Annotated in this window: 28 protein-coding genes; 15 read left to right on the top strand and 13 right to left on the bottom strand. The window is 30.3% G+C overall.

Annotation, left to right across the window (positions count from 1 at the left end; genetic code table 11):
• The first annotated feature begins 3 nt into the window (after positions 1–3).
• The 3 genes from ACXIHB_RS00395 to ACXIHB_RS00405 all read left to right on the top strand — a co-directional run bounded on the left by ACXIHB_RS00395 (position 4) and on the right by ACXIHB_RS00405 (position 4099).
• Positions 4–924, top strand: coding sequence for a PorP/SprF family type IX secretion system membrane protein (locus ACXIHB_RS00395; RefSeq protein ID WP_073183859.1), 921 nt, complete (start codon positions 4–6; stop codon positions 922–924).
• A gap of 10 nt (positions 925–934) precedes the next feature.
• A complete protein-coding gene (locus tag ACXIHB_RS00400; RefSeq protein WP_462098628.1) occupies positions 935–3091 on the top strand; it encodes an OmpA family protein in 2157 nt (718 codons plus the stop codon).
• A 138-nt stretch (positions 3092–3229) separates the two neighbouring features.
• The gene (locus tag ACXIHB_RS00405) at positions 3230–4099 is read left to right on the top strand and encodes an OmpA family protein (protein WP_047789147.1); all 870 of its coding nucleotides are present in this window, start codon (positions 3230–3232) and stop codon (positions 4097–4099) included.
• A gap of 364 nt (positions 4100–4463) precedes the next feature.
• Here ACXIHB_RS00405 and ACXIHB_RS00410 read toward each other — a convergent pair whose 3' ends face one another.
• The 6 genes from ACXIHB_RS00410 to ACXIHB_RS00435 form a co-directional block, all read right to left on the bottom strand.
• The gene (locus ACXIHB_RS00410) at positions 4464–5588 is read right to left on the bottom strand and encodes an energy transducer TonB (RefSeq protein WP_053056675.1); all 1125 of its coding nucleotides are present in this window, start codon (positions 5586–5588) and stop codon (positions 4464–4466) included.
• Positions 5589–5725: 137 nt separating this feature from the next.
• Positions 5726–6388: an energy transducer TonB gene (locus ACXIHB_RS00415; protein WP_462098629.1), complete on the bottom strand. Its 663-nt coding sequence runs from the start codon at positions 6386–6388 to the stop codon at positions 5726–5728.
• A 72-nt stretch (positions 6389–6460) separates the two neighbouring features.
• Positions 6461–7129, bottom strand: a complete 669-nt coding sequence (locus ACXIHB_RS00420) for an energy transducer TonB (protein WP_462098630.1) — start codon at positions 7127–7129, stop codon at positions 6461–6463.
• Between the two features lie 198 nt (positions 7130–7327).
• Positions 7328–8257, bottom strand: a complete 930-nt coding sequence (locus tag ACXIHB_RS00425; protein WP_462098631.1) for a peptidylprolyl isomerase — start codon at positions 8255–8257, stop codon at positions 7328–7330.
• Between the two features lie 110 nt (positions 8258–8367).
• Positions 8368–9921 (bottom strand): hypothetical protein, encoded by a 1554-nt coding sequence (locus ACXIHB_RS00430; RefSeq protein WP_462098632.1) that lies wholly within the window; start codon positions 9919–9921, stop codon positions 8368–8370.
• The gene (locus ACXIHB_RS00435; protein ID WP_349265550.1) at positions 9911–11497 is read right to left on the bottom strand and encodes a peptide chain release factor 3; all 1587 of its coding nucleotides are present in this window, start codon (positions 11495–11497) and stop codon (positions 9911–9913) included. Before ACXIHB_RS00435 ends, ACXIHB_RS00430 begins: the two co-directional genes overlap by 11 nt.
• A 108-nt stretch (positions 11498–11605) precedes the next feature.
• Here ACXIHB_RS00435 and idi point away from each other — a divergent pair, with 108 nt between their 5' ends.
• Genes idi through ACXIHB_RS00450 form a run of 3 tightly spaced genes read left to right on the top strand, consistent with a single transcriptional unit; the run spans position 11606 to position 13518 of the window.
• Entirely contained in the window at positions 11606–12142 is a 537-nt protein-coding gene (gene idi, locus ACXIHB_RS00440; protein ID WP_394420817.1) for an isopentenyl-diphosphate Delta-isomerase, read from the top strand.
• A complete protein-coding gene (locus ACXIHB_RS00445; protein ID WP_462098633.1) occupies positions 12130–12543 on the top strand; it encodes a 6-pyruvoyl trahydropterin synthase family protein in 414 nt (137 codons plus the stop codon). The genes idi and ACXIHB_RS00445 overlap by 13 nt, the downstream gene beginning before the upstream one ends.
• A gap of 3 nt (positions 12544–12546) precedes the next feature.
• Positions 12547–13518 carry a type I phosphomannose isomerase catalytic subunit gene (locus ACXIHB_RS00450; RefSeq protein ID WP_253679938.1) on the top strand — a complete coding sequence of 324 codons (972 nt, stop codon included), beginning with the start codon at positions 12547–12549 and terminating at the stop codon, positions 13516–13518.
• 91 nt (positions 13519–13609) lie between these two features.
• Here the strand turns inward: ACXIHB_RS00450 and ACXIHB_RS00455 are convergent, their stop codons facing one another.
• Positions 13610–13963, bottom strand: coding sequence for a hypothetical protein (locus tag ACXIHB_RS00455; protein WP_159614749.1), 354 nt, complete (start codon positions 13961–13963; stop codon positions 13610–13612).
• A gap of 489 nt (positions 13964–14452) precedes the next feature.
• On the opposite strand from ACXIHB_RS00455, the gene kdsB reads away from it, so the two are divergent.
• The 5 genes from kdsB (at position 14453) to ACXIHB_RS00480 (ending at position 17115) form a co-directional block, all read left to right on the top strand.
• On the top strand, positions 14453–15187 hold the full coding sequence (kdsB, locus tag ACXIHB_RS00460) for a 3-deoxy-manno-octulosonate cytidylyltransferase (RefSeq protein WP_462098634.1): 735 nt from the start codon (positions 14453–14455) through the stop codon (positions 15185–15187).
• A complete protein-coding gene (locus ACXIHB_RS00465; RefSeq protein ID WP_462098635.1) occupies positions 15180–15866 on the top strand; it encodes an HAD family hydrolase in 687 nt (228 codons plus the stop codon). Before kdsB ends, ACXIHB_RS00465 begins: the two co-directional genes overlap by 8 nt.
• Positions 15867–16493, top strand: a complete 627-nt coding sequence (locus ACXIHB_RS00470; protein ID WP_047789137.1) for a CatA-like O-acetyltransferase — start codon at positions 15867–15869, stop codon at positions 16491–16493.
• Between the two features lie 22 nt (positions 16494–16515).
• On the top strand, positions 16516–16782 hold the full coding sequence (locus tag ACXIHB_RS00475; RefSeq protein WP_047789136.1) for a hypothetical protein: 267 nt from the start codon (positions 16516–16518) through the stop codon (positions 16780–16782).
• Positions 16783–16917: 135 nt separating this feature from the next.
• Positions 16918–17115: a hypothetical protein gene (locus ACXIHB_RS00480; RefSeq protein WP_047789135.1), complete on the top strand. Its 198-nt coding sequence runs from the start codon at positions 16918–16920 to the stop codon at positions 17113–17115.
• Positions 17116–17148: 33 nt separating this feature from the next.
• Here ACXIHB_RS00480 and ACXIHB_RS00485 read toward each other — a convergent pair whose 3' ends face one another.
• The 4 genes from ACXIHB_RS00485 to ACXIHB_RS00500 form a co-directional block, all read right to left on the bottom strand.
• Positions 17149–17607: a hypothetical protein gene (locus ACXIHB_RS00485; RefSeq protein ID WP_047789134.1), complete on the bottom strand. Its 459-nt coding sequence runs from the start codon at positions 17605–17607 to the stop codon at positions 17149–17151.
• The gene (locus tag ACXIHB_RS00490; RefSeq protein ID WP_047789133.1) at positions 17607–18143 is read right to left on the bottom strand and encodes a hypothetical protein; all 537 of its coding nucleotides are present in this window, start codon (positions 18141–18143) and stop codon (positions 17607–17609) included. Before ACXIHB_RS00490 ends, ACXIHB_RS00485 begins: the two co-directional genes overlap by 1 nt.
• A 35-nt stretch (positions 18144–18178) precedes the next feature.
• Positions 18179–18724, bottom strand: a complete 546-nt coding sequence (locus tag ACXIHB_RS00495; RefSeq protein ID WP_047789132.1) for an RNA polymerase sigma factor — start codon at positions 18722–18724, stop codon at positions 18179–18181.
• Between the two features lie 66 nt (positions 18725–18790).
• Positions 18791–20233, bottom strand: coding sequence for a hypothetical protein (locus tag ACXIHB_RS00500; protein ID WP_047789131.1), 1443 nt, complete (start codon positions 20231–20233; stop codon positions 18791–18793).
• Positions 20234–20308: 75 nt separating this feature from the next.
• Between ACXIHB_RS00500 and ACXIHB_RS00505 the strand changes: the two genes are divergently transcribed.
• The 3 genes from ACXIHB_RS00505 (at position 20309) to ACXIHB_RS00515 (ending at position 22582) form a co-directional block, all read left to right on the top strand.
• Positions 20309–21091 carry an MBL fold metallo-hydrolase gene (locus ACXIHB_RS00505; RefSeq protein WP_073183804.1) on the top strand — a complete coding sequence of 261 codons (783 nt, stop codon included), beginning with the start codon at positions 20309–20311 and terminating at the stop codon, positions 21089–21091.
• Between the two features lie 93 nt (positions 21092–21184).
• Positions 21185–21943 (top strand): peroxide stress protein YaaA, encoded by a 759-nt coding sequence (gene yaaA, locus ACXIHB_RS00510; RefSeq protein WP_173361042.1) that lies wholly within the window; start codon positions 21185–21187, stop codon positions 21941–21943.
• The gene (locus ACXIHB_RS00515) at positions 21944–22582 is read left to right on the top strand and encodes a SanA/YdcF family protein (protein ID WP_462098636.1); all 639 of its coding nucleotides are present in this window, start codon (positions 21944–21946) and stop codon (positions 22580–22582) included.
• A 3-nt stretch (positions 22583–22585) separates the two neighbouring features.
• Here ACXIHB_RS00515 and ACXIHB_RS00520 read toward each other — a convergent pair whose 3' ends face one another.
• Both ACXIHB_RS00520 and ACXIHB_RS00525 read right to left on the bottom strand, forming a co-directional pair.
• On the bottom strand, positions 22586–24010 hold the full coding sequence (locus ACXIHB_RS00520; protein WP_239180797.1) for an L-serine ammonia-lyase: 1425 nt from the start codon (positions 24008–24010) through the stop codon (positions 22586–22588).
• Positions 24011–24100: 90 nt separating this feature from the next.
• Positions 24101–24442 (bottom strand): DUF2853 family protein, encoded by a 342-nt coding sequence (locus ACXIHB_RS00525; protein WP_047789126.1) that lies wholly within the window; start codon positions 24440–24442, stop codon positions 24101–24103.
• Positions 24443–24637: 195 nt separating this feature from the next.
• Here ACXIHB_RS00525 and ACXIHB_RS00530 point away from each other — a divergent pair, with 195 nt between their 5' ends.
• A complete protein-coding gene (locus tag ACXIHB_RS00530) occupies positions 24638–26008 on the top strand; it encodes a tetratricopeptide repeat protein (protein WP_462098637.1) in 1371 nt (456 codons plus the stop codon).
• The last annotated feature ends 21 nt before the right edge of the window (positions 26009–26029 follow it).

A 26029-nucleotide genomic window follows, 5' to 3' on the forward strand; every position in this document is an offset into this window, starting at 1 on the left:
CAAATGAAATTATATTTAAGTTTAATTATAATATGTACAATGAGTATTTGTATAACTACAAGTATTCATGCGCAACAAGATCCTCAGTACACACAGTATATGTACAATACAATGAATGTAAACCCTGCTTATGCAGGGTCTAGAGGGCATACAGTAATTACTGCATTAGGTAGAATGCAATGGGTAGGTTTTGAGGGAGCTCCCAATACTCAAAACTTATCATACGATACTCCTTTAGGATATTCTGGGTTAGGATTAGGGGTTAACTTAATGAATGACCAAGTAGGACCATCTAGTGAAATATATTTAGACGCTAATGTATCTTACAATATACAAACAGGTGCAGAAGGTAATTTAGCCTTTGGTTTACGTTTAGGAGGAAGGTTATTAAATATAGATTGGTCAAAAGGAACTTATAAAGATGATGAAGTTGTTTTTCAAGATAATATTAATAAGTTCTTACCAACTGTTGGAGCAGGTATTTATTATCATCAACCACAATGGTATGTTGGATTATCGGTACCTAATATTTTAAGAATGGAACATTACGATGCTGAAACTCCAGGAGAAGTAGCAGTAGAAAGAATGCACTTTTTCTTAATTGCAGGATATGTTTTCGATATAAATGAAGACTTAAAGTTTAAACCAGCAGCTTTGTTAAAAGGAGTTTCAGGGGCACCTCTATCATTAGATATTTCAGCTAATTTACTATTTAATGAGAAGTTTAGAGTTGGAGCTTCTTGGAGATGGGATGATTCTGTAAGTGCACTTTTAGGTTTTCAAGCAACAGACTCTTTACTTATAGGGTATTCATATGATTTAACAACATCAAACTATAATGTAACAAATTCTGGGACACACGAAATTATGCTACAGTATGAAATCTTTAAGGATATTAGATATAGGTCACCGAGATTCTTTTAAAAAGAGAGAAATGAAATTAAAAAAGATACTAACATTAACAATATTGTTAATGCTTACTGCAGTTGGATTTAGCCAAAGTAGAAAAGTAGCAGATCGTTATTTTGAAGAATTTTCTTATGTCCAATCGGCCAAATTATATAAAGATTTAGTATTAATTAAAGGAGATAGCTCTCAACATGTGTTAACTAGGTTAGCTGAGTCTTACTATAATAATTCAAATACAGAAGAAGCAGAAATATGGTATCAAAAACTTATTTCAAATTTTAATGAAAAAGTAGAAGAAAAACATTTGTTTAAATATGCTCAAGCTTTGAGGAGTAATGGAAAGTATAAAAAATCAGATTCTATATTTTTAAGATTAACTCAAGCTCAAAAAAGTAGTTTAAATAAGGAACTTAAAAAAGAAAACTATTTGTTAGACTACACTAATAAAGAGAAAAGAATAGGAGTAAGGAACTTAGCAATAAATACACCCTATTCAGAATTTGGAGGGTTTTTATTGAATGGAAAAGCATATTTCTCATCATCTGTAGCTAATGATTCAAAAAAACAAAAATTATATAAGTGGAATAATCAACCATTTTTAAATATTTATAAGGCAGAAGAAAGTATACAAACATTAGAAGGTAGTAAGCAAGACACTATCTTAGTTTTAGGAAACGTTCAAAAGCTAGGAGAGCCAATAGCTTCTGAATTACATGAGTCGACCCCTGTTTTTACAAAAGATGGAAAAACCATTTACTTTACAAGAAATAATTCTGAAGGAAAGAAAGTAAAGAGAAGTAAGAAAAACATATCTAATTTAAAAATTTATAAAGCCAGTTATATTAATGGTTATTGGGTTAACGTTAAAGAGCTACCATTTAATAAAGATGAATATTCAACAGGTCATCCAGCTTTAAGTCCAGATGAAAAAACATTATACTTTGTTTCTAATATGCCAGGAGGATATGGGCAGTCTGACATTTATAAAGTAGAAATAAAAGGAAATGATGAGTATGGAGAACCAGTAAATTTAGGAAGTGACATAAATACATCAGAGAAAGAAGTCTTTCCGTATGTAGGAAATGATAATGTATTATATTTTTCATCTAACGGGCATTTAGGTTTAGGACTGCTTGATATTTTTCAAGCAAAGATTAAAGAGGATGGTACATTTTTATCACCTGAAAACTTAGGGTATCCATTCAATAGTAAAAAAGACGACTTTTCATTTTTTATAAGTGAAAATGGAAAAAGAGGTTTCTTTTCGTCAAATAGAGAAAAAGGAAAAGGAGATGATGATATTTATAGCTTCTTTATCTATACGGACCCACCAGTTTGTACACAAATTGTTAAAGGAGTAATAGAAAACAATAAAACAAATACTCCGGTAGATGCGGTTGTAGTAAAACTAATTAATAAAGAAAAAGAAGTTATAGCAGAAACAATTTCTGATAGTTCAGGTAACTATACTTTCAAAGATGTGCCATGTAATAATACCTATACAGTTACAGCAACTAAATTAGATCATAGATCAAATAGAAGTATAGTTCGAACTAATAATAAGAGAAATAAAGAAATTATAGCAAACTTAAAGTTAACACCATTAATAATAGGAAACCAAATAGTTATAAAACCTATTTATTTTGATTATGATAAGTATGATATTAGGGAGGATGCAGAGTATGAGTTAGAAAATATTGTAACAGTAATGACTAATCATCCTGAGTTAGTGATAAAAATAGAGTCACATACAGATAGTCGAGGTAGAAGAGATTACAATAGGTTTTTGTCAGATAAAAGAGCAAAATCTACGAGAGATTACATATTATCAAGAGGAATTGCAAGTAATAGAATTGAAAGTGCTATAGGTTATGGTGAAGACAACCCTTTAAATGATTGTGTAGACGGAAAAAAGTGTACTGAAGAAGAATATCAATTAAACAGACGTTCATATTTTTATATAGTAGAAGGGAGTGAATCTATAGAAATAAGACAGGAACAAGAAAAGAAAAGGATCAATAGAAGATTTACGACAAGAAAAAGTAATTTTTTAGAGTTTTTAAGCAAAAACTTAAAAAAAACTGATAGAAGCTTAAGACCAGAGGATAATAAATGTTTTAAAGAAAAAGATAGTGATTGTCAAAAGTTAAACAAAAACGTAAAATTAAACTATAAAAAATAAAATTTTATTTGAATAGTTGTAAAATCAACAAATAAAAAACTCCTTTATTTAAAGGAGTTTTTTATTTATACTGACATAATAATATATCGAAAATTAAGTTATAGAGTTACATTAACTTATTATCATTTATTATTAATTATGAAAAAATTATTTATTCCTTTAGCGGTATTGGCTTTAACAATGTCGTCTTGTGTATCAAAAAAGAAGTATGTAGAACTTGAACAAAAGTATAATGATACTAGAGGAAATTTACAAAAGACAACTCTAGAAAAAGAGCAATTAGAAGCTAAGTTTGCTAAAATAGAAAAGAGAGTTGATGATTACAATGAAAAAATTAACTCATTAAAGAGTGTAAACGAAACACTTCATGAAGAAAATAACATTAAGCTAGATATGGTTGGAAAATCAGCTGTAATCTCAAACTCTGTAAAAGAAAAAATGAGAGAAACGCTTAAAAATGTTGATCCAGCTGAGTTAGCTAATGTTAAAACGTTAAAAGACTCCATGAATGTAGCTATTGCTCACAACTTAAAAAAATCTATCAATACTTCAGAGTTAGAAAATGATGAAGATGTAAATATTGACATTGATCAAACAGTTGTGATGATTTCTGTTTCAGACAAAATGTTATTTAATACAGCTAGTTATAGAGTTAAAAAAAATGCACATAAATTAATAAAAAAATTAGCTGATGTGATTAACTCTGAACCAAGCATGGATGTTATGATAGAAGGTCATACAGACTCAAGACCTATTAGTAATGCAGTTGTACAAGATAACTGGGATTTAAGTGTTAAAAGAGCAACATCTATCGTTAGGCTTTTAGAGAAAAAATACAACGTTGATCCAAGTAGATTAATAGCTTCTGGTAGAGGTAGTTCTGTGCCACTTGTTGAAAATAACTCGGCTAGCAATAGAGCTAGAAATAGAAGAACTAGAATTGTAATTTTACCAAACTTAGATAAGTTTTTTGGTTTGTTAGCAACAGAAGAAAACATTAAGCTTTAATAAGAAAAAAAGACAAAAAAGTAAGCCAGCATTATTGCTGGCTTTTTTTATGCTCATTACTTTAATAACTTACCTAATTTAAGTTCTATTTTGATATTGTTTAGATAATCAGAGAAAGTATGAAAACCTTCATTTATGCTTTAAAACAGGTAAAAGAAAAAGGTGTATATAAAGTAATTTTCTAATAAAGGATTAAAAAGAGGAAAACTCTACCTTAATAGGAGTAAAGGTATATAGGTGTTATAGTGAGATAAAAAATTAAAAGAGGAGAGTATTCTAGTAAATTTAAAAATTTTAAAAGAAATAAAACTAAAAAAAGCTTCTAATTATATAATTAGAAGCTTTTTTAAACACTTTTAAGACCTTATTCATGAAGTTTAAAGTTAACAGGAATGTAGTACTCAACATTAGCTGTTTTTCCATTATGTTCTCCAGGAACGAATTTAGGTAACTTAGAAACCATTCTCTTAGCTTCTTGTTCTAATAAGTGACCATCTTTAGGTCCTTTCATTTTTATGTTAGTTACCTCTCCTTTTTTATCTATGATAAAGCGAACCCATACTCTACCTTCAATATTTTGTTCTGCAGCTGCTGCAGGGTAGTTAAAGTTTCTTTGAATATGACTAACCATTCTTTCATTGAAACAGGTTAATTTTTGCATATCAGGAACTTTTGTACAAGCTTTGAATTGAGGAATACTTTGTACCTCTACAAATTTTACAAAATCAGTAATAGTTTTTTCTTTTACTACATTAGAACTTTTTTTAGCTACGACTTTACTTGTTGTACTAGATGAAGAATTATTTGATGCTCCTGGAGCCTTGAAAGTGATAGGAACTCCGTACTTTACTTTAACAGTCCTACCATTATGTTTACCAGGAATAAAGTTTGGAAGGTTATTAATTATTCTTTCAGCTTCTTTTTCTAAAGACTCTCCACCTTTTGGCCCACGTAGTAAGATATCTTCAACATTTCCTTGCTCATTGATTGTAAATTGAACTAAAACTCTTCCTTGTATACCAGCTTCAATGGCGTCTTGAGGGTAGTTGAAATTTTTAATAATATGTTTAGTCATGTTTGTTTCAAAACACTTTGCTTGCTTTATTAAAGGAACATTGTTACACTTACTAAACAATGGAATTTCTTCAACTAAATTAAAAGGTACTTTTTCAATAGTTGAAGAATTATCTTCTAACTCAAGTTTACCAATTAACAAAGACTTCTTTTTAATATCAGCTACTTTTTGTGAAGAATTAATACCTCCACCTATAGCAGAAACAGCCTCTTTGTTCTTACGAACAACACGTCTTCTGGTTGAGACTTCAATAGAAAGTTGTTTTTTTGCACCACTCTCGGTGTCTTCAATTGCACATTTTGTGATACTGTTTGGATCAGCGATTTGTTCATCTGGAGTAGTACATACTTCTTGTCCTACAGCCGCTAAAGAAAGTAGCATAGCAGCTACTACTAAGGGGAATTTTTTAATCATGTGTGCTCTATTTTTAAGTGTTTGGTTTAGTTATTAACACGTTAACTAACGCTGTAAATATAAGTAAAAAATAGAATATAGCAAATTATTTTATAATCTTGACCAAAAGATAGTTCCTTTAAAAAGAAAATATAAAGTTATGGAACTTTAAAAATTATAGGTAAAGCATATTTTACATTAACCGAGCTACCTTTATGACTTCCAGGAATAAATTTAGGGAGCAGTGAAATTAATCTTTCTGCTTCTTTTTTTAGAAGTGCACTGTTTTTGGGTCCTTTCTTTTTTATGTCAATTACTTTTCCTTGCTTATCAATAGTAAATTGAACTAAAATTTTACCTTCAATTTTTTTTCGCAAGGCCTCTTTTGGATAATCAAAATTTCTAATAATATGTTTAATCATTTCTTTTTCAAAACACTTAGATTGTTGAAGAATTGGAGTCTTTTTACACTCATTAAACAAAGGAATTTGTTCAACTAGATGAAAAGGAATTTTATCTAAAGAAGTTAAAATATCTTCTTTTAAGTTTAGTTTTTCTACAAGAGAATTTTTACTTTTTATTTCTTCTACTTTATTTGATTTTGCTGAAATAGTATTTGTTTTTCTAAGTTTACGATGTCTTTTTCTTGTCGAAATTTCTTTAGTTTTTTCAGTTTCTAGAGCTTCTTTTACATCTTCTATAGAGCACTTAGTAATACTAATGGTATTTAAATCTTGGATATTTTCATTTGGGGTTTCACATTTTTCTTGAGCATAAGAAAATGATATTGAAAATAAAAAAAAGGTAAAGATATGTTTCATTTGTGTGTTAAAGAGGAATTTTTAAGGAGCACGAAAATAAAATTATCTGAAAACCTAGATAAATATTTTATATTAATTTAAGATTAAATTTATAGGAAAAGAGTATGTAACATCAACAGGAATTCCTTTTTCCTTACCTGATTCTAACTGAGGTAACTTGTTAATAATTCGGTTGATTTCGTTGGTAATAATATCACTTGGTTTAGAGCTTACTACTTGAATGTTTTTTGGTAATCCATATATATCTATTGTGAATTGAATCAAAATTCTGCCACGTATACCTTCTTCTGAAAAGACTTCAGGATAATAATTTTTAGAAAAATGTTTTTGCATATTGTCTTTAAAACATTTTTTTGCATTTTCGTTAGAACTATTTTTACACTTAGGAAATAAAGGAACTTGCTCAACAACAGAAAATAAAATTTCTTTAGTTTGAGATTTTAAAGAATTTTGTATTGATAAGTCATTGTTTGTAGTAATAATAGAAACTTTTGAAGAAGCATTTAAGCTTGATTGATTTTTTTGAGTAATCTTTCTTACTTTTTTTATTCTGTTTCTAGCAGTTAGTGTTTGAGTTGTTTTTTTTATAGGAATTTGATTTTCTTTACCAATTTCACATTTATCCATACTAATAATATTTAAATCAATAGTATTATCTTCAGGCGTAGTACATACTTCTTGAGCTTCGAGTGTAATTGAGATGAAAAGAAAAAATGTAAAAAAAAGGAAAGTTGTTTTCATAAGGCTTAAGAGCTTGTTTGATGACGTAAAAATCATTCTTTTTTACTCTTTTGTTCTTAAGTAATTATGATATATCTATTAAGTAATATGTTCTTTAATGTTATGAATATTAAGTAAATATTAAGTGAAATGAGATAATAAAAAAAGCCTTCATAATTTATGAAGGCTTTACTAACTTGTATAATAAATTGTAAGCTATTACTTTACATTCATTAACTCAACATCAAAAATTAAAGTTGCGTTTGGAGGAATTACACCACCAGCACCTTGTGCACCATATGCTAAGTCAGATGGAATTACTAAACGAGCTTTGTCACCCACTTTTAATAACTGAATACCTTCATCCCAACCAGGAATTACCTGACCAACGCCAATAGCAAAATCGATAGGTTGTTTACGTTTGTAAGAAGAATCAAATACAGTTCCATCTAATAACTGACCTTTATAGTGAACAGAAACCATAGCTCCTTTAGTAGCTTGTTTTCCATCTCCATTTTGTAAGATCTTATAACGTAAACCACTTGGAGTTTCATCATATCCAGCTGCTACTTGATCTAATAACTCTTTTTGTTTAGCTTTTGCTTCAGCTTCACGTTTTTCACGAGCTCCTTCAAAACTTCTAAAAGCTTCTACAGCATTAAAAGCTTCAGCGGTATTACCAACACGAATAATTTCTACATCCATAGTATCGTCTTGCGCAATAGCATCAACAACGTTTTGTCCTTCAACAACACTACCAAAAACAGTATGTTTACCGTCTAACCAAGGAGTAGCAACATGTGTAATGAAAAATTGAGAACCGTTGGTTCCAGGACCTGCGTTTGCCATAGATAATTTTCCTGGAGCATCATGTTTTAATTCAGGGTGAATTTCGTCATCAAACTTGTAACCAGGGTTTCCTGTTCCTGTTCCTTGTGGGCAACCACCTTGAATCATAAAATCAGCAATTACACGGTGGAATTTTAATCCATTATAATAAGGAGTTCCCTGTGGTTTTGCGGAGTTTTCTAAATTTCCTTCTGCTAAAGCAACAAAGTTACCTACAGTTCCAGGAGTTTTTTCGTATTCTAAGTTTACTAAAATTTCACCTTTTGGAGTGGTGAACTTTGCATAAATTCCGTTATCCATTTTTCTCTTGTTTATTTATATATGTATGATTCCAGTGCCCAAAATTTAAGGGAAAAAAGAATCTTTTTATTAAAATAGCTAAATCATTGTTTTTCTTAGCAATGGCAAAGTTAGTTTTTTACAGATAAAGTTGAAAGGTTAAAGCTTAAACCTATGTTAATATTGTTTGAGTTAACATTTCCAAAAGGAGAGTAATATCTACCTCCAGATGCAATTATAGAAACCTGATTTACTATATCATAACTCAATCCAAGTGTAGGACGAATAATGATTCCTTCGTCAGTATCTACACCAGCACCTCCGCCAGCTCCTGCCATAACTTCTATGAATCCACGCATTTTTTTATTAAAAAAATACGGACTATATATACCCCCACCGACTAATCCGTGAGCATATCCACCTGAACGACCGTCATATGCAAAACCTGCTTCACCAGCAATGTATAGCCATTTGTTTAGATCGTAGTTTATTTTTAAACCGATTAATTGTAAATCTATAGCGTATCTATTATCAGGTGGATCGAATTTAGCAACATCAAAGTAAGTTTGATTTTGAACTTCAAAACGTAACCCTCTTGTAAGATAAGTACTGTTCTCTTCGGAAGATGTTCCGCCGTTTAATCCGAAGTACTTTAAACCAAATCCGAAGGTATAAGCTTCTAAATCTCCAGCTATAGCACGATAATATCCACCATGGCCACTAATGGCAATGTTTTTAAATAGTTTTAAGTCAATTCCTGCAGAAGGGTAGATCATTAACCCACCTTCAGGAGCTACACGACCACCAGCAGCACCAATACCTAATTTTCCGAAGATATTAATGTATTTTGATTGATATGGATGATATCCAGCACCTACAAATAAATCCATAAAGCCAGCGCGTAGCCCCCTGTAAATTGCATCGGTGTGAGCAAATAGAAAAGTATTTTCGTTCAAATATTTCTGATACTCAAATCCAAGTACATATAGTAATTCATTTAGGTCATCCCCATTATCTTTTTTCGAATTACCAATAGGTTTAAAGAAATCAAAACGAATTTGTTGTGCATTTTTAACCACTGGTTTACTCCAAAAACTATCAGGCGAAAGGTTTTTTGCAACAAATTTTTGATGCGCTTTGTCATAATCAGTAAAACGTAAAATACTAGGTATTTCTACAAAGAAAGAAACGGAATTACTTTTAATTTCTCCTGATAAAAAGTTAACATGACTGTATTGTATTCCGAATGAGTAATCGTTCTTTTTGTACTGTAATCCGATATTCGGATTGATAAAACCGCCATCGTTTACCAAGTAACGATATCCGCCGCCGCCGCCAAAATGGAAGTTAGCATCAATATATAAGTTTTTGTATAGTTGTTTATTTATTCCTAATTCAGCACCTAAGGTAAATAATCCTCCTTGGTCTCCTGTTACTGCAAAATGAAATCCAGCACCACCGTACAACCAGTCATTAATAGGGATTTGATAGTGCAAACCAGTTAAACCCATCGTTGGTTTTAAGTCAGGGAATTTATCCGAAGGCATTTCAACAGGAATAAAATTCAAACGAACTTTATTGTGTAATTCTTTTCCTTGTAAACTCGATAAACCCTCTTGACTATAAGTTAGAAAAGAGACAAAAGAGAATAAAAAAGAGGCGATATAGTTTTTTTTAGAACTCACTAGTGAAATGTAATTTTACCGTAGGATATTTACTTTGTGTCATTTGAATTGTAAACGGAGAATCAGCTAAAAATACTAGTTGACCTTGTTTGTCTTTAGCTAAGTAACGTTGTTTTACACGTTTAAATTCTTTGAATTCTTCATTTTTAGGATCTTCTGGTTCCACCCAACAAGCTTTGTGCACTGCAATATTTTCATACGAACATTTAGCTCCATATTCATGTTCTAAACGGTATTGAATTACTTCGTATTGAAGTGCTCCTACAGTTCCAACAATTTTGCGTCCGTTCATATCTAAGGTAAATAACTGAGCAACTCCTTCATCCATTAACTGGTCTAAACCTTTATAAAGTTGTTTAGCCTTCATTGGGTCAGCATTATTTACATAACGGAAATGTTCTGGAGAGAAACTAGGAATTCCTTTAAAATTTAATTGTTCTCCTTCTGTTAATGTATCTCCAATTTTAAAGTTTCCAGTATCGTGTAAACCAACAATGTCACCTGGGAAAGATTCTTCAACAATTTCTTTTTTCTCAGCAAAAAAGGCATTCGGACTAGAAAATTTTACTTTTTTACCGTTACGAACATGTAAGTAGGGTGTGTTTCTTTTAAAAGTTCCTGATACAATCTTTACAAAAGCTAAACGATCACGATGTTTAGGATCCATGTTTGCATGAATCTTAAAAACAAACCCTGTCAATTTTTCTTCTTTAGAATCAACCAAACGTTCCTCAGCTTTTTTTGGCTGTGGATTTGGAGCAATATCAATAAAGCAATCTAATAACTCTTTTACTCCAAAATTATTTAAAGCAGAACCAAAGAAAACAGGCTGTAAATCTCCATTAACATAAGCTTCTTGGTCAAAGTCTGGATATACTTCATTTACTAACTCCAATTCTTCACGAAGTGTATTTGCAGAATTTTCTCCTACAATTTTATCTAGCTCAGGGTTATCTATATCATCAAATTCAACACCTTCAGAAATAGTTTGTTTGTTGTCTCCGGAAAAGATATTTAATTTCTTTTCCCAAATATTATAAATTCCTTTAAAGTCATATCCCATTCCGATAGGGAAGCTTAACGGAGTTACTTTTAAACCTAGTTTTTGCTCAACTTCATCTAATAAATCAAAAGCATCTTTACCTTCACGGTCTAATTTATTGATAAAAACAATCATTGGGATTTTACGCATACGACAAACCTCTACTAATTTTTCGGTTTGTTCCTCAACCCCTTTTGCGACATCAATAACTACAATAACACTATCTACCGCAGTTAAGGTTCTAAAGGTGTCCTCAGCAAAATCTTTGTGACCAGGGGTATCAAGAATATTGATTTTTTTGTCTTTATAAATAAAAGCTAATACAGAGGTAGCAACAGAGATACCACGTTGGCGCTCAATCTCCATAAAATCAGAAGTAGCTCCTTTTTTAATTTTATTATTTTTTACCGCACCAGCTTCTTGAATCGCTCCACCAAAAAGTAATAATTTTTCAGTTAAGGTGGTTTTACCTGCATCTGGGTGTGATATAATTCCGAATGTACGTCTCTTCTGTATTTCTTCTAAAAAACTCATCTATAAATTTTAAGGTTGCAAAGATACATTTTAAAGCGAACTGTTCAAAAGGTTTTAATTGTTGAACTGGTCGCAATTTTGTAAGTTTGCTTTTCGTAAATTTTCTAGATGAAAGAACAAGTAATTTTAGTTGATCAGCAAGATAATCCGATAGGATTAATGGAAAAAATTGAAGCACATGAAAAAGCTTTACTACACAGGGCATTTTCGGTATTTGTTTTTAATGATAAAAATGAATTGATGTTACAACAACGTGCTGCTGAAAAATATCACTCCCCTTTGTTATGGACAAATACTTGTTGTTCACACCAAAGAGATGGAGAATCGAACATTGAAGCTGGAAAACGTAGATTACAAGAAGAAATGGGGTTTTCATGTGAGTTAGAAGAAGTATTCTCTTTTATTTATAAAGCTCCGTTTGATAATGGCTTAACAGAGCATGAATACGATCATGTAATGATTGGTCGATTTAACGACGAACCTATTGTAAACCCTGAAGAAGTGGCGTCATATAAATGGATGCCTTTAGAGGAGGTGAAAAATGATATAGAAAATCATCCAGAAAAGTATACAGCTTGGTTTAAAATAATTTTTAAAGAATCGTACGATAAAATATCTAAGTATATTCAATTATGCCTAAAGTAACAGTTCACAGAAAAGCACATTTTAATGCAGCACATAGGTTATTTAACCCTAAATGGTCTGATGAGAAAAATTACGAGGTTTTTGGTAAGTGTAGTAACCCTAATTACCACGGTCATAATTATGAGCTAATTGTTTCATTAACTGGTGAGATAGATCAAGAAACAGGATATGTATATGATTTAGGTAAGTTGAAAGATTTAATTAAGTCGAAGGTTGAATATCTATTGGATCATAAAAACTTAAATATTGAAGTAAAGGAGTTTAAAAATGTTAATCCTACAGTAGAAAACATATCAGTAGTAATTTATAATAAGTTACGTGTAAGTATTCCAGAAAAATTAGACTTAGCAATTACATTATATGAAACTCCAAGAAACTACGTAACTTATAGAGGTACATAATTTATGATAAACCAATTACTACGATTTACTCCAATTTTAAAGCAAAAGGTTTGGGGAGGAAAAAAACTAAACCTACTACTTCATAAAAACTCAGACGGATCCAATATTGGAGAGAGTTGGGAAATTTCAGATGTTGATGGAGATGAATCGGTTGTTAGTAATGGTAACCTTAAAGGAAGAACATTAAGAAGTCTTTTAAAAGAGTATAAGCACGATTTAGTAGGTGAATATGTATATGAAACTTTTGGAGAGCAGTTTCCATTATTAATAAAATTTATTGATGCAAAAGAGGTTTTAAGTATTCAAGTACATCCTGATGATAAATTAGCAGAACTTCAAGAGTCTTTTGGGAAGACAGAGATGTGGTATGTAATGCAAGCCGATAATGAAGCTAATATTATTATAGGTTTTAAAGAAAACTCTAATAAAGAAGAATACGTATATCACCTAAATAACAAGACGCTCTTAAGTATTTTAAATGTAGATAAAGTGTCCAAAGGAGATGTTTATTTTGTGCCACCAGGAAGAGTACACGCTATTGGTGCTGGTTTACTGATTGCTGAAATTCAACAAACCTCAGACATAACTTACCGTATTTACGATTGGGATAGAAAAGATATAGACGGTAATTACCGAGAACTCCATACTGAAAAAGCATTAGAAGCTATTGATTTCTCAGCTAAAAGTTCCTATAAAACAACTTATAAGAAACAAAAAAATATAGCGAATAAAGTTGTTGCATGCCCTTATTTTACAACAAATATATTACCAGTGGAGGGGAAAAAAGAAATAGATTTATCTAAAAAAGATTGCTTCGTAATTTATATGTGCGTAGAAGGAGAGGTAATGTTCTTTTATAAAAGTCAACAAGAAGTTGTAAGAAAAGGAGAAACAATCTTGGTACCAGCATGTATTGATAAAGTGGAAATTTTATCAGAAAACTCTTCAGAACTATTAGAAACGTATATAAAATAAGCTTAAGAGAAAAGAATCTCCTAAGCTTATAAACAAACCAAACTAACTTAACGATTGCTTAATTGATTGTAAAATCAATTTTTAGGAATAATTAAGACGCTTTTTTAATTGTATAGCCAAAAGTAGCTGTACATATAATATTTTGTTTCTTTTCTTCTTTTTTAGATACTGTTATATTGAAAATAATCTCAGTATCACTCAATTTTTTAATATTGTTTTTGATAACAAGTTTATCATTAAGGTATGCGTTGCCTAACAGATCAAACTCGATACTGTTAAAACTAAAATTAGAAGAGTCTGGATAAAAGCCTAAAGAAGTATTCGCGCTAGATTCAATTTTATCGTATAAAACTGAAGTTTTTAACACTTTGTTTTTGCTAACCTGCTTTTTGTTAACTATAAATTGATTTGGCTGACTGTTTGATGTGATATTTAATGTTTTCATGATAATTTTAAGGATTAAGTATTAGTAATTCCGGATCTCTGTAAAATGGATTTTGTACTGAGTACATTACAGTTGAGGCTACATGTTTTCTAATTGAGTTTCGATACTTAAAAGTGTTCATAATGTTTAAAATTTAAAATATTAGTAAATAAAAAAGGTGCTTTTTTAAAAAAGCACCTTTGGTTAAATTTATATTAAAATTGATTGTTTAAAATCGATGTTTAAATCTGTTTCTTTGGGTGCTTTTAGTTACATATACATATTGTTTATGCATGCGGGCAGTACACATAATCGAATTGATTGTGTTAAAAATAAACGTGTATGTACCTAAAAGCGTCTTCATAATGACTCAAAAGTAGTAAAAGTTTTTAATAATTGAACAAAACTAAAAAGTATTTAATGTTAAAGTTTTATAAAAGTGAGTATTATCAGTTTTTATGATGGCAGTTTAAATATGTATCTTTGATACGTAAACACTTATGATTATTTATGAAGATAATAGCAATGATACCTGCACGTTATAGTGCATCACGTTTTCCAGGGAAATTGATGAAAGATTTAGGAGGAAAACCTGTAATTGTAAGAACCTATGAAGCAGCTGTAAAAGCAAACCTTTTTGATGAGGTATATGTGGTAACCGATTCCGAAGTAATTTATAACTCTATAGAAAAAGTAGGAGGTGAGGTTTTAATGAGTAAAAAGGAACATGAATGTGGTTCTGATAGAATAGCAGAAGCAGTTCAAAATTTAGATGTAGATATTGTGGTAAACGTACAAGGAGATGAACCCTTTATTGATACAGTTTCGTTGTCAAAACTAATTAGTGTTTTTAAATCTGATATTCAAAAAGAAATAGATTTAGCATCACTAAAAGTAAAAATGACGAATAAAGAAGATATTCAAAATCCAAATAACGTTAAGGTAATTACTGATACAAATGATTTTGCTATTTATTTTTCAAGAAGTATAATTCCATATCATCGAGATAAAGAAGTTCCTGTAAACTATTATAAGCACAAAGGAGTTTATGCGTTCAGAAAAGAAGCGTTAATTGATTTTTATCATACCCCTATGACACCAATAGAGGCTGCTGAAAAAATTGAATGTATTCGTTATTTAGAAGTAGGAAAAAAAATAAAGATGATAGAAACTTCAGTGGAGAGTATTGGTATTGATACTCCTGAAGATTTAGAGAAAGCTATAAAACAACTAGAAAATGAATAATATTAAAATAATATCTTTTGATGCAGATGATACACTTTGGGTAAACGAGACTTACTTTCGTGATGCTGAAGATAATTTTGCTCGATTATTGTCCGATTATGAAACAGAGAATAAAATCCATCAAGAGTTATTTAAAAAAGAAATAGAAAATCTTAAAATATACGGGTACGGAGTAAAAGCTTTTATGCTGTCAATGGTTGAATGTGCGCTAGAAATTTCTAACTATAAAATTAGTCCTAAAAAAATGGAAGAAATTCTTGAAATAGGAAAAGATATGTTAGAAAAACCAATAGAACTCCTAGATGGGGTAGAAGAGGTGTTGCAAGAATTACATGGAAAATATAAGTTAATTGTAGCAACCAAAGGAGATTTGTTAGATCAAGAACGTAAGTTGGCAAAATCAGGAATTTTAAAATATTTTCATCATACAGAAGTGATGAGTGAGAAGAAAAAAACTGATTATAAAAAATTAGTAAAACGCTTAGATATTAATCCTTCAGAGTTTTTAATGATAGGAAACTCATTAAAATCAGATGTGTTACCGTTAATTGAAATAGGAGCAACAGCGATTCATGTTCCGTTTCATACAACATGGGCACACGAAGAGGTTAAAGAAGAGCAAAAATCAGATGCTTACAAAACAGTATCTAGTATTACAGATGTATTAAAATTTTTATAAATGAAATACCTAGATATTGAAAGTTGGAATAGGAAAGAGCTTTTTAAACATTTTAGAACTTTAGAAGATCCAACTTTTGGATTAGTTGCAGATGTAGATGTGTCTATAATCTATCAATTAGCAAAAGAAAAGAATCAGTCCTTTTTTGTCCGATACTTACATGCTTGCATGAAAGCTATAAATGCAGTTGAGAATTTAAAATATAGATTAGAAGGTGATAAAATAGCTGTTTACGAAGTAATCAACGCTTCAGCAACTATTGCAAGGCCTGATAACACTTTTGGATTCTCGTATATAGATTATTCTGAAAAGTTTGAGGAATTCAATTGTAACTTTCAAAAGGAAAAAGAACGAATTTTAAATTCTAATGATTTGTTTCCGTCTAAGTACTCTTTAGGATGTATACATTGTTCGGCCATTCCTTGGGTAAGCTTTACAGGGCATAAAGAACCTTTTTCAGGAAATAAAAATGATAGCGTGCCTCAATTAGCTTTTGGTAAAATAAAGGAGCAAAATAAAAAAATGTTAATGCCTGTGGCTGTTAATGTAAATCATGCTTTGGTGGATGGATATCATGTAGGGCAGTTTTTTGAGAAATTTCAAGAAGAATTGAATAAAATCGATTAATTTTGCATCAAAATTTATAATTATGGCAAGCATAAAAAATTTAAAGAAAGATATTAACTATACGTTAGGAGATATTATTAGTATTTGTCAAATAACAAAAGAGTTAAACCCTGAAGCAGATAAAGCAAAGGCAGATGCTATTGTAGATGAGGTTATTGTAACTTTTGATGATTTAGTAGCTAAAGTTAACGCAAAAAACGTTGAAAATAAGAAAGCTCACTATAAATCAATTAATACAGAGTTAGAGACTAGAGCAAATGCTTTAATAGAAAAAGTGAATAGTTTATAGTATTATAAATTATACGACTAAAAATGCGAGACTTGAATAAGTCTCGCATTTTTTTTGGATAAACTTTAACACTCTACTTGGAATAAAAATTTGTAAATTACGTTCAGTATTTAATAACAGATAACCCCAATAAAAATGGCAAGAGCTATGTATGAGTACACGAAAACTGTGCTTCAAAAGGTTAGTTTTAACGCTGATTTATTTTGTAAAGAGCTTGAAAAAGCTTTAGGTAGATTACTACCTTATGAAATAGATGAACTAACTATTTGGCTAAAACAATTTACGGCTAATAAACCAGATTTATATGTTTGTTTAGCCTTAGTCGATAAGTAAAAAAAGGAAGCTTTTAAAGCTTCCTTTTTTTACTTATCGATGTTTCTTTTTTTCACCCTTTAGCTTTTTTATGAGCTTTCGGTGAAATTCATGTTCAGCCACCTCCAAGGTGAGGATTTTTTTATCTGATAAAAAGGTAGAAAGTTTATCATAAAAATTAGTTTTAGTTTCATATTGTTCTTTTGAAACGGACTTAATTTTATTAACAATTTCTTTTGATTCTTTATCAGTTAAGCTATCAATTCCTCCACAACTAAGTATTTTCTTTTTAATACTATAGCGTTCTGCTTTATGAAGTTCAATCATTTTTTTGTCATATACATTATATAGTGGCCAAAACTTATTGGCTTCTTCTTCTGTTAAGTTTAACTTTTCAGAAAGAAAAGCAACCTTAAAAGCTTTAACCTTTTCATAATTTCCTTTTCTTGTTTGCGCTTGAACAGAAAAAAAGGAAGTGAAAATTACGAATAATATAAATAATTTTTTTTTCATTATTGTTCTATTTCATTTATGAGTGTTGTTGTATCAACAGAATTTAAGTAGTCTTCTAGTGTTTCATCACTAATAGAGGCTAATATATCTTCATCTAGTTCAGACGTGTTTAATGTTGCTGCAAGCTCATTATTGTCAATATCACCGTATCCATTTTCATACCAAGATTCAATATCGGTAATAGTTATATCTTCGAAAGTAATTTTTTGAGTATTAAAATAATTAAAACCGATGAAAAGTAAAACTGAAGCTGCAGCAGCTAAAGGGATGTACTGTAAAATTCTTTTACGTAATGAAATTACTTTCGTTTCTGTAGTTTGTTCTGTAACTAATTTTGATAGAATTTGAGTTTCGATTGTGTCAAAATAATCATCAGGAGTATTGAACGTTTTCTTTTTTGGTAAACTATCTATAAAAATGGAAGTATTAATTTTTTCTTCAATTTCTTCAAAGTAGTTTTGAGGAATTGAAAAACCACAATTCTTACCAGCTTTTAGGCTTGAGAAATTTATAGTATGTTTATTTTTTTTATTCATTATACTTTAGTAAGACTATTCTTATAGTAAAAGGTTTAATTATAGTTCTTTATAAAATGTTCTATTTTTTTTGTTGCTATGTGATAAGAAGCTTTTAAAGCTCCAATAGATGTGTTAAGAATTTCAGAGATTTCCTCATATTTCATTTCATCGAAATACTTCATATTAAAAACTAATTGTTGTTTTTGAGGTAATGTAGCAATTGCTTTTTGTAAAATAAGTTGAATTTCATCACCTGAAAACCAATAATCGCTATCTAGAGTGGAAGTAATTTGTAGTTGATAATCAGAAATATGAATATTTTTCTCTTTAGCTTTTTTATTGATGAAGGTAATAGCTTCATTGGTTGCTATTCGGTACATCCAAGAAAATAGTTTGCTATCTCTTTTAAATTGATTAATATTTTTGTAAACCTTTATAAAGGTGTTTTGTAAAACATCGTCAGCATCTTCATGAGAAATTACAATCTTTCGTATATGCCAATACAATCGCTCTTTATATTGCGATACTAGGTTTTTAAAAGCAACCTGTTTTGTGGTAGGTTGCTGCAATTGATCTATAAGTGTAATTTCGTCAATCAACTAAAAACTATTTAGTTGTTAGACTATAAAGATAGTTAAAGGTTTAAAAAGAGTAATAAAAAAATACTATTTAATTCTTTTTGTGCAACCAAATAAACGTTTTTCTTTGATAGTTTCAGAAACTCCTTTAGGAAGCATTTCTTCCCATCCATCTTCTCCGTTTTTAATCATTTTTAAAACTTTCCTAGAGAAAATATGTAAAATATCGGGATTAAAGTCTTTAATATCAATTAATCTACCGTTATTTTTGAAGAACTTATAAAGTTCTTTCATTCTAGGGTGTACTTTAAGGTTTTCACTAGTAATATATTCACCAGTTTCTTCATTTTTATAAGGATACATATAAACTTTTAAATCTCTGTAAAAAAGTTTTCCAAATGCTTCTAAAATACCTCCACTTAAATCACGGTAATATTTCTCGTTAAAAATTTGAATAAGATTATAAACCCCCATTGCAAGCCCCATACGTTCCTTAGTATATTCACTAAAATACTCTACAAGCTTAAAGTACTCTTGGTAGTTGGTGATCATAACATTTAAACCAAGAGAGCATAATAGTTCTGCTCTGTCTAAAAAGTCACGTTCATTAATTTCTCCTTCAGCACGAAGATTACTTAACGTAATTTCAAAAATAATTTTAGTTTTTTTAGGGTCTACCTTATTCTCGTCAAAAAACAATTGCTTAGCACTTTCAAACATGTCCATATTAACCTTTGTTACAGGTCTATAACTTCCTCTAAGGGCTAATATATTTTTTTTATAAAGTACTTGTGCAGGCAACAAGTTGTTTCCATCAGGACCAAACATTACAGCATTTGTCATTCCGTTTTTAACAAGTTGTAAGCTCATTAAACGGTTGTCAACATACATAAAACGAGGTCCAGAGAAATTAATCATATCAATTTCTAAACGATCTTTGTCAATATTATCGTAAAAAGATTTTAATAAATCTTTCGGATTATCATTTAAATAATAAGCACCATAAATTAAGTTTACACCTAAAACGCCTAATGTTTCTTGTTGTTGACGTGCATCTGTTTCTTTAAAACGTAGGTGTAAAACAATTTCGTTATAATCTTCTAGTGGATCTAATTGAAAACGAATACCAACCCATCCATGACCTTTAAACTTTTTAGTAAAGTTAATAGTTGCCACTGTATTAGCATAGCTAAAGAACAATTTATCAGGATGCTTTTGACGATCAAGTCGCTCTTCAATTAAATCCATTTCGTGCTTTAGCATCTTTTTTAATCGAGGCTCTGTAACATAACGATTGTCTTTTTCAATTCCATAAATGGCATCAGAGAAGTCTTTATCATAAGCACTCATAGCTTTCGCTATTGTACCAGAGGCCCCACCAGCCCTAAAAAAATTACGAACAGTTTCTTGACCAGCTCCAATCTCTGCAAAAGTTCCATATATGTGTGCGTTTAAGTTAATCTTTAACGCTTTCATTTTGGTAGTTGGTACAGTGTTTATTTTTTGATCTCCTTTTAACGTAATTGCCATTTTGTTATTTTTTGTTACGTAGTACAAATGTACTGAAATTACAAACGAACAGACAATTTTTGTTGTATTTTTGTGATGAAAATGAAGAAAAAAAATCAAGTAAAAATAACTTTTTTAGGAACGGGAACTTCTACTGGAGTTCCAATGATTACCAGTAAACATCCTGTGGCATTATCTAAAAATCCGAAAGACAAAAGATTACGATCTTCGGTGTTAGTTTCATGGGGTGATATTAACTATGTGATTGATTGTGGTCCAGATTTTCGTCAGCAAATGATGCGTGAAGAGGTGGCTTCGATTAAAGGGATTTTATTTACCCATGAACATGCAGATCATATAGCTGGTTTAGATGAAATTCGTCCGTACTGCTTTCAAATAGGACCAGTACCTATATATTTAACAAAAAGAGTGCTAGGAGTTTTACAAAAGCGATATGATTATATATTTGCAACAGAAAATCGATACCCAAGTGCACCAAGTGTAGCTCCAACGATTATTTCACATAAAGAAAGTTTTGAGTTAGAGGGAGTAGAGGTTACTCCAATTGAAGTAATGCACGGTAATTTACCGATTCTCGGATATCGTTTTAATAACGTAGCATATATAACCGATATTAAAACTATTTCAGAAGGAGAGAAAGAAAAACTAAAAAACCTTGATGTTTTGATTGTGACAGGTTTACGAAGAGAACCTCATAAAACACATTTTAACTTAGAAGAATCGTTAAGTTTTATAGAGGAAATTAAACCTAAAAAAGCATATTTAACACATATTAGTGAGCTTTTAGGATTACATGATGAGGTTGAAAAAGAATTACCAGAGAATGTGTTTTTAGCTTATGACGGATTACAAGTTTAGTATTAAAAAAATTAATACTACAATCAATTTAAATTACCTGAAGTAATTGATGATTTTAAAATAGCTTCTTATTTTTACTTTAAATTTTATAGCATGAAAATTATAATATCACCAGCAAAATCGTTAGACTTTGAAAGCAAAGCTACTACTGATGTATATACGCAACCTAGGTTTTTAGAGCAATCTGAAAAACTGAATAAGAAGTTAAGAACATTGTCAAGAAAAAAATTAAGCGAGTTAATGAAGATTTCTGATGATTTAGCAAGTTTAAATTATGATAGAAATCAAGATTGGCAACCTCCTTTTTCTTTAGATAATGCAAAACAAGCAGTATTTGCATTTACAGGTGAAGTGTATAGAGGTATTGATGCCAGTTCTATATCAGAAGATAAGATTCCTATTTTACAAGAGAAATTAAGAATTTTATCAGGGTTATACGGTTTGTTAAAACCGTTGGATTTAATTCAACCTTATCGTTTAGAAATGGGAACTAAGTTAAAAGTAGGTAGAAGAGAAAACTTATATAAGTTTTGGGATACTACATTGGCTGAGTCGCTAAATGAAGAATTAGGAGATGGAGAGTTGTTAATTAATTTAGCAAGTACAGAATATTTTAAGGCGCTTCCTAAAAAAGCATTAAAAGTACCTATGATAACTCCTGTTTTTAAAGATTTTAAAAATGGACAGTATAAAACTATTATGACCTTTGCTAAAAAAGCTCGTGGATTAATGGTGCGTTACATTATAGATAATAATGTGGAGACTTTAGAAGAGTTAAAAGGTTTTGATGTGGAAGGATATGGTTTTTCTGAAGAAATGTCTACCGAAACTGAATTAGTATTTACAAGATAGATGAAACGAAAAAAAGTTGCTATTATTTTTCTTTTAGGTTGTTTACTAGTTGTTACTTCTATTTATGTTTCAAACAAAGTAATAATTAATAATGCAGAAGGAAAACTATTTAATTCTACAGAAAATATATCTAAAAATAAAGTAGGGTTGTTATTAGGTACGGTAAAGTATTTGTCTGATGGGAGAATAAATCTGTATTATCAATTTCGTTTGAATGCTGCTGTGGAGTTATACAAAGCTGAAAAAATTGATTTTATTTTAGTAAGTGGCGATAATGGCTCCGAAGGATATGATGAACCAACCGATTTTAAAAATGATTTGATTGAATCAGGAATTCCTGAGAGTAAAATTTATTTAGATTATGCTGGTTTTAGAACCTTAGATTCAGTAGTAAGGGTAAAAGAAGTTTTTGGTCAAACCTCAGTAACAATAATATCTCAACAATTTCATAATGAAAGAGCATTGTATTTGGCAAACCATTTTGATATTGAAGCAATAGGATATAACGCCAGAGGAGTTTCAGGAAAAAAAGCTATGAAAGTTAAATTAAGAGAATATTTAGCAAGGGTAAAAGTATTTGTAGATATTCTCTTAAATGTTAATCCCAAGTTTTTAGGAGAACCTGTTGAAATAAAATAACTCTTAACAATCAGCTAAACGAACAGTAACAGCTAAACCACCTTCTGAAGTCTCTTTGTAGTTTCTATTCATGTCTTTAGCCGTTTCCCACATAGTATCTACTACTTTGTCTAAAGGAACTTTAGATTCTTTTGGATTGGTCTCTAAGGCTAATTCAGCAGCATTAATAGCTTTAATCGCCCCCATAGCGTTACGTTCAATACAAGGCACTTGTACCAATCCGCCAATAGGATCACAAGTAAGTCCTAAATGATGTTCCATGGCAATTTCAGCAGCAACTAAGCATTGTGACGGAGTTCCGCCTAACAATTCTGTTAATGCAGCAGCGGCCATGGCAGAGGATACACCAATTTCAGCTTGACAACCACCCATAGCAGCAGAAATTGTTGCATTTTTCTTAAAAATACTTCCTATTTCTCCAGCAACTAGCAAGAATTTTTTAACATGTTCAAAAGTAGCATCGTGGTTTTCTATTACTAAATAATACATTATTACAGCAGGAATAACTCCAGCACTTCCATTGGTTGGAGCAGTAACAACTCTACCCAAAGAAGCATTCACTTCGTTAACAGATAAAGCTAAGCAGCTTACCCATTTTAAAATTTCACGGAATTTTACTTCTGTACTTCTAATAGCAGTAATCCATTCTTGTTGGTTCGTATATTCAGCTTCTTTAATAAGTCTTTGGTGTGTTTCAAATGCACGTCGTTTTACATTTAATCCGCCAGGTAAAATTCCTTGAGTGTGACAACCTATGTACATACATTCTAACATAGTGTTCCATATGCGATGCAATTCTTTGTCGATGTCTTCAGCAGAATTAATTACAAGTTCATTTTGGTAAACAATGTCAGAAATATTTAACTCTTCCTTTTCGCAATAGGCTTCAAGCTCAGTAGCTCTGTTGATAGGGAACGGAAAGTTTTGCTTATTTATCTCAATATCTTCAGCAAGATTATCGTCTTCTTGCACAATGAACCCTCCACCAATAGAATAGTATGTTTCTGTAGAAATTTCTACACCGTTAGCATATCCTCTAAAAGTCATTCCATTAGCATGAAAAGGTAAAAACTCTTTATTGAATGTTACTGAGCCGTTGGCAAAAGCAATATTTCTTTCATTATTAAAAAATAAAAGTTCTTTGGTTTTAATATCATTGATAATAACATCAATTGTTTCAATTGGAATATATTCAGGATCAGCTCCACTTAAACCTAATAAAACAGCTAAATCTGTTGCGTGCCCTTTGCCTGTTAATGAAAGAGAACCATATAAGTCCACTTTTATCTCTTCAATTAAAAGAAATTCATTTGTATCTTTTAATTTTTGAATCCATTGTTGAGCCGATCTCCAAGGGCCTAGAGTATGAGAACTAGATGGTCCCACCCCAATTTTAAGCATGTCAAAAACACTAATAAATTGCGACATAAATATAAGTTGTTTGTTGGCGGCTAAAATAAAAAAATCCTGTATTTAAAACTTAAATACAGGATTTATATTTTTTAGAAAGAGAGGTTATTACATTCCGTAAACAGACTCTTTATCAAATTTCTTAACCAACATGTAGTATACAACTGCACGATACTTATTTCTTTCCGACTTTCCAATTCTTTCCATTACTTCTCCAATAGCTTTATCTAATTCAGGTCCATCAGCTAAACCTAATTTTTTCATTAAGAAGTTTTTCTTAACAGTTTCTAGTTCTTTAGGGTCACTTCCTGATACGGTTTCAGCATCTTTTTTATAAATAGAAGGGCCTAGTCCTTTTGTTACAGCAGTTAATAAATCAGTGTTAGAACGAATATCTCTATCGTCCATAAACTTTTTATAAAGCGCCACTTTTTCGTCAAATTTACTCATGATTTTTTGTTTAAAATTAGATATTAATTTTTATGTTCTTTCAAAGATAGAAAAATAATTAACTCTTTCAAATAACTTATTTTTAATAAAAACAAATGTTTTATATTGTTAATTAAATTGTTGAAAAGAAATAAACATACCAGTAAATAGGTATTATTCTTGCAGTAACTTTATATAAATTCAAATCTGTAGCCCATGTCAATATCAAAATTTGAATCTATGTTGAAAACCAACGAGGTATATTTTTTCGATGCTGTAGAGTTTGAGACAATTATAGAGCATTATTTAAATATAGGTAAGCAGTCGTTGGCAAAAAAAGCCGTACAGTTAGGTTTAGAGCAGCATCCGTCTTCAATTCAATTAAAATTAATGAAAGTAGAAATTTTAATTTTTGAAGATGAATTGCATGAAGCAATTAAGATGTTATCTAATATCGAAGCTGTAGAACCTCATAATGATGAAGTATTTATCCAAAAAGCAATTATCTTATCTAAAAAGAAACAGCACACAGAAGCAATTGCTATTTTAAAAGAATCTTTACAGTATATAGAAGATCCATCTGATGTTTGGTCTATGATAGGTATGGAGTACTTGTATCTTGATGATTTTGAAAATGCACGTTTGAATTTTTCAAAGTGTATTGAGGTAGATTATGAAGATTATTCATCGTTGTACAATATAGTTTATTGTTTTGATATGGAGGGTAGTCATGAAGACGCAATAAAATTTTTAAATTCGTATTTAGATAAAAATCCATATTGTGAAGTCGCATGGCATCAATTAGGAAGACAATATTTTGAGCTAGGAATGTTTAAAGAAGCATTAACAGCTTTTGATTATGCAGTATTGATTGATGATAGTTTTATAGGGGGGTATTTAGAAAAGGCAAAATCCTTAGAAGAATTAAAGCGCTATGAAGAAGCAATAGATAATTATTTGGTTACACTAGAATTAGATGACCCAACGGCTTATGCTTATATAAGGATTGGGGAGTGTTATGATAAACTTGAAAACACACAAACAGCAATACACTTTTATAAAAAGGCAGTACATGAAGACCCTCTTTTAGATAGAGGCTGGGTTTTACTAACAAATGCTTGTTATAATCAAGGAAATTATGAAAAAGCATTGTACTATATAAATAAAGCAATTCATATAGATGAATCAAATGTTTTATATTGGAGGCGTTATGGAGATATTAATTTAAAACTTAATTTTTACGAAGAATCAGTTAAAGCTTTTAAAACCTGCTTATCTTTAGGAGATAAAGAGATTGAAATTTACATTGCTTTAGTAGATATTTTATTGTTTTTAGGAGAATTTAATCAAGCACTTAAGACATTAATTCAAGCAAAAAAAACGTATAAAGAATTTGCAGAAATTGAGTATAGACTTTGCGGATTGTTTATGATTCTAGGAAAAGAAGAGTATGGAGTGGCTCATTTGAATAATGCTTTAGCCATCGATTTTGAATATCATACAATTGTTAAGGACTTATTTCCTTCTGTTTTTGAAAATAAAAGAATAAAAAAAATTATATCTAATTACGATAAAGCTGTTCAATAAAGGTTTTTATGTTTAACACTA

This window comes from Tenacibaculum sp. IMCC1 (genome assembly GCF_054906355.1).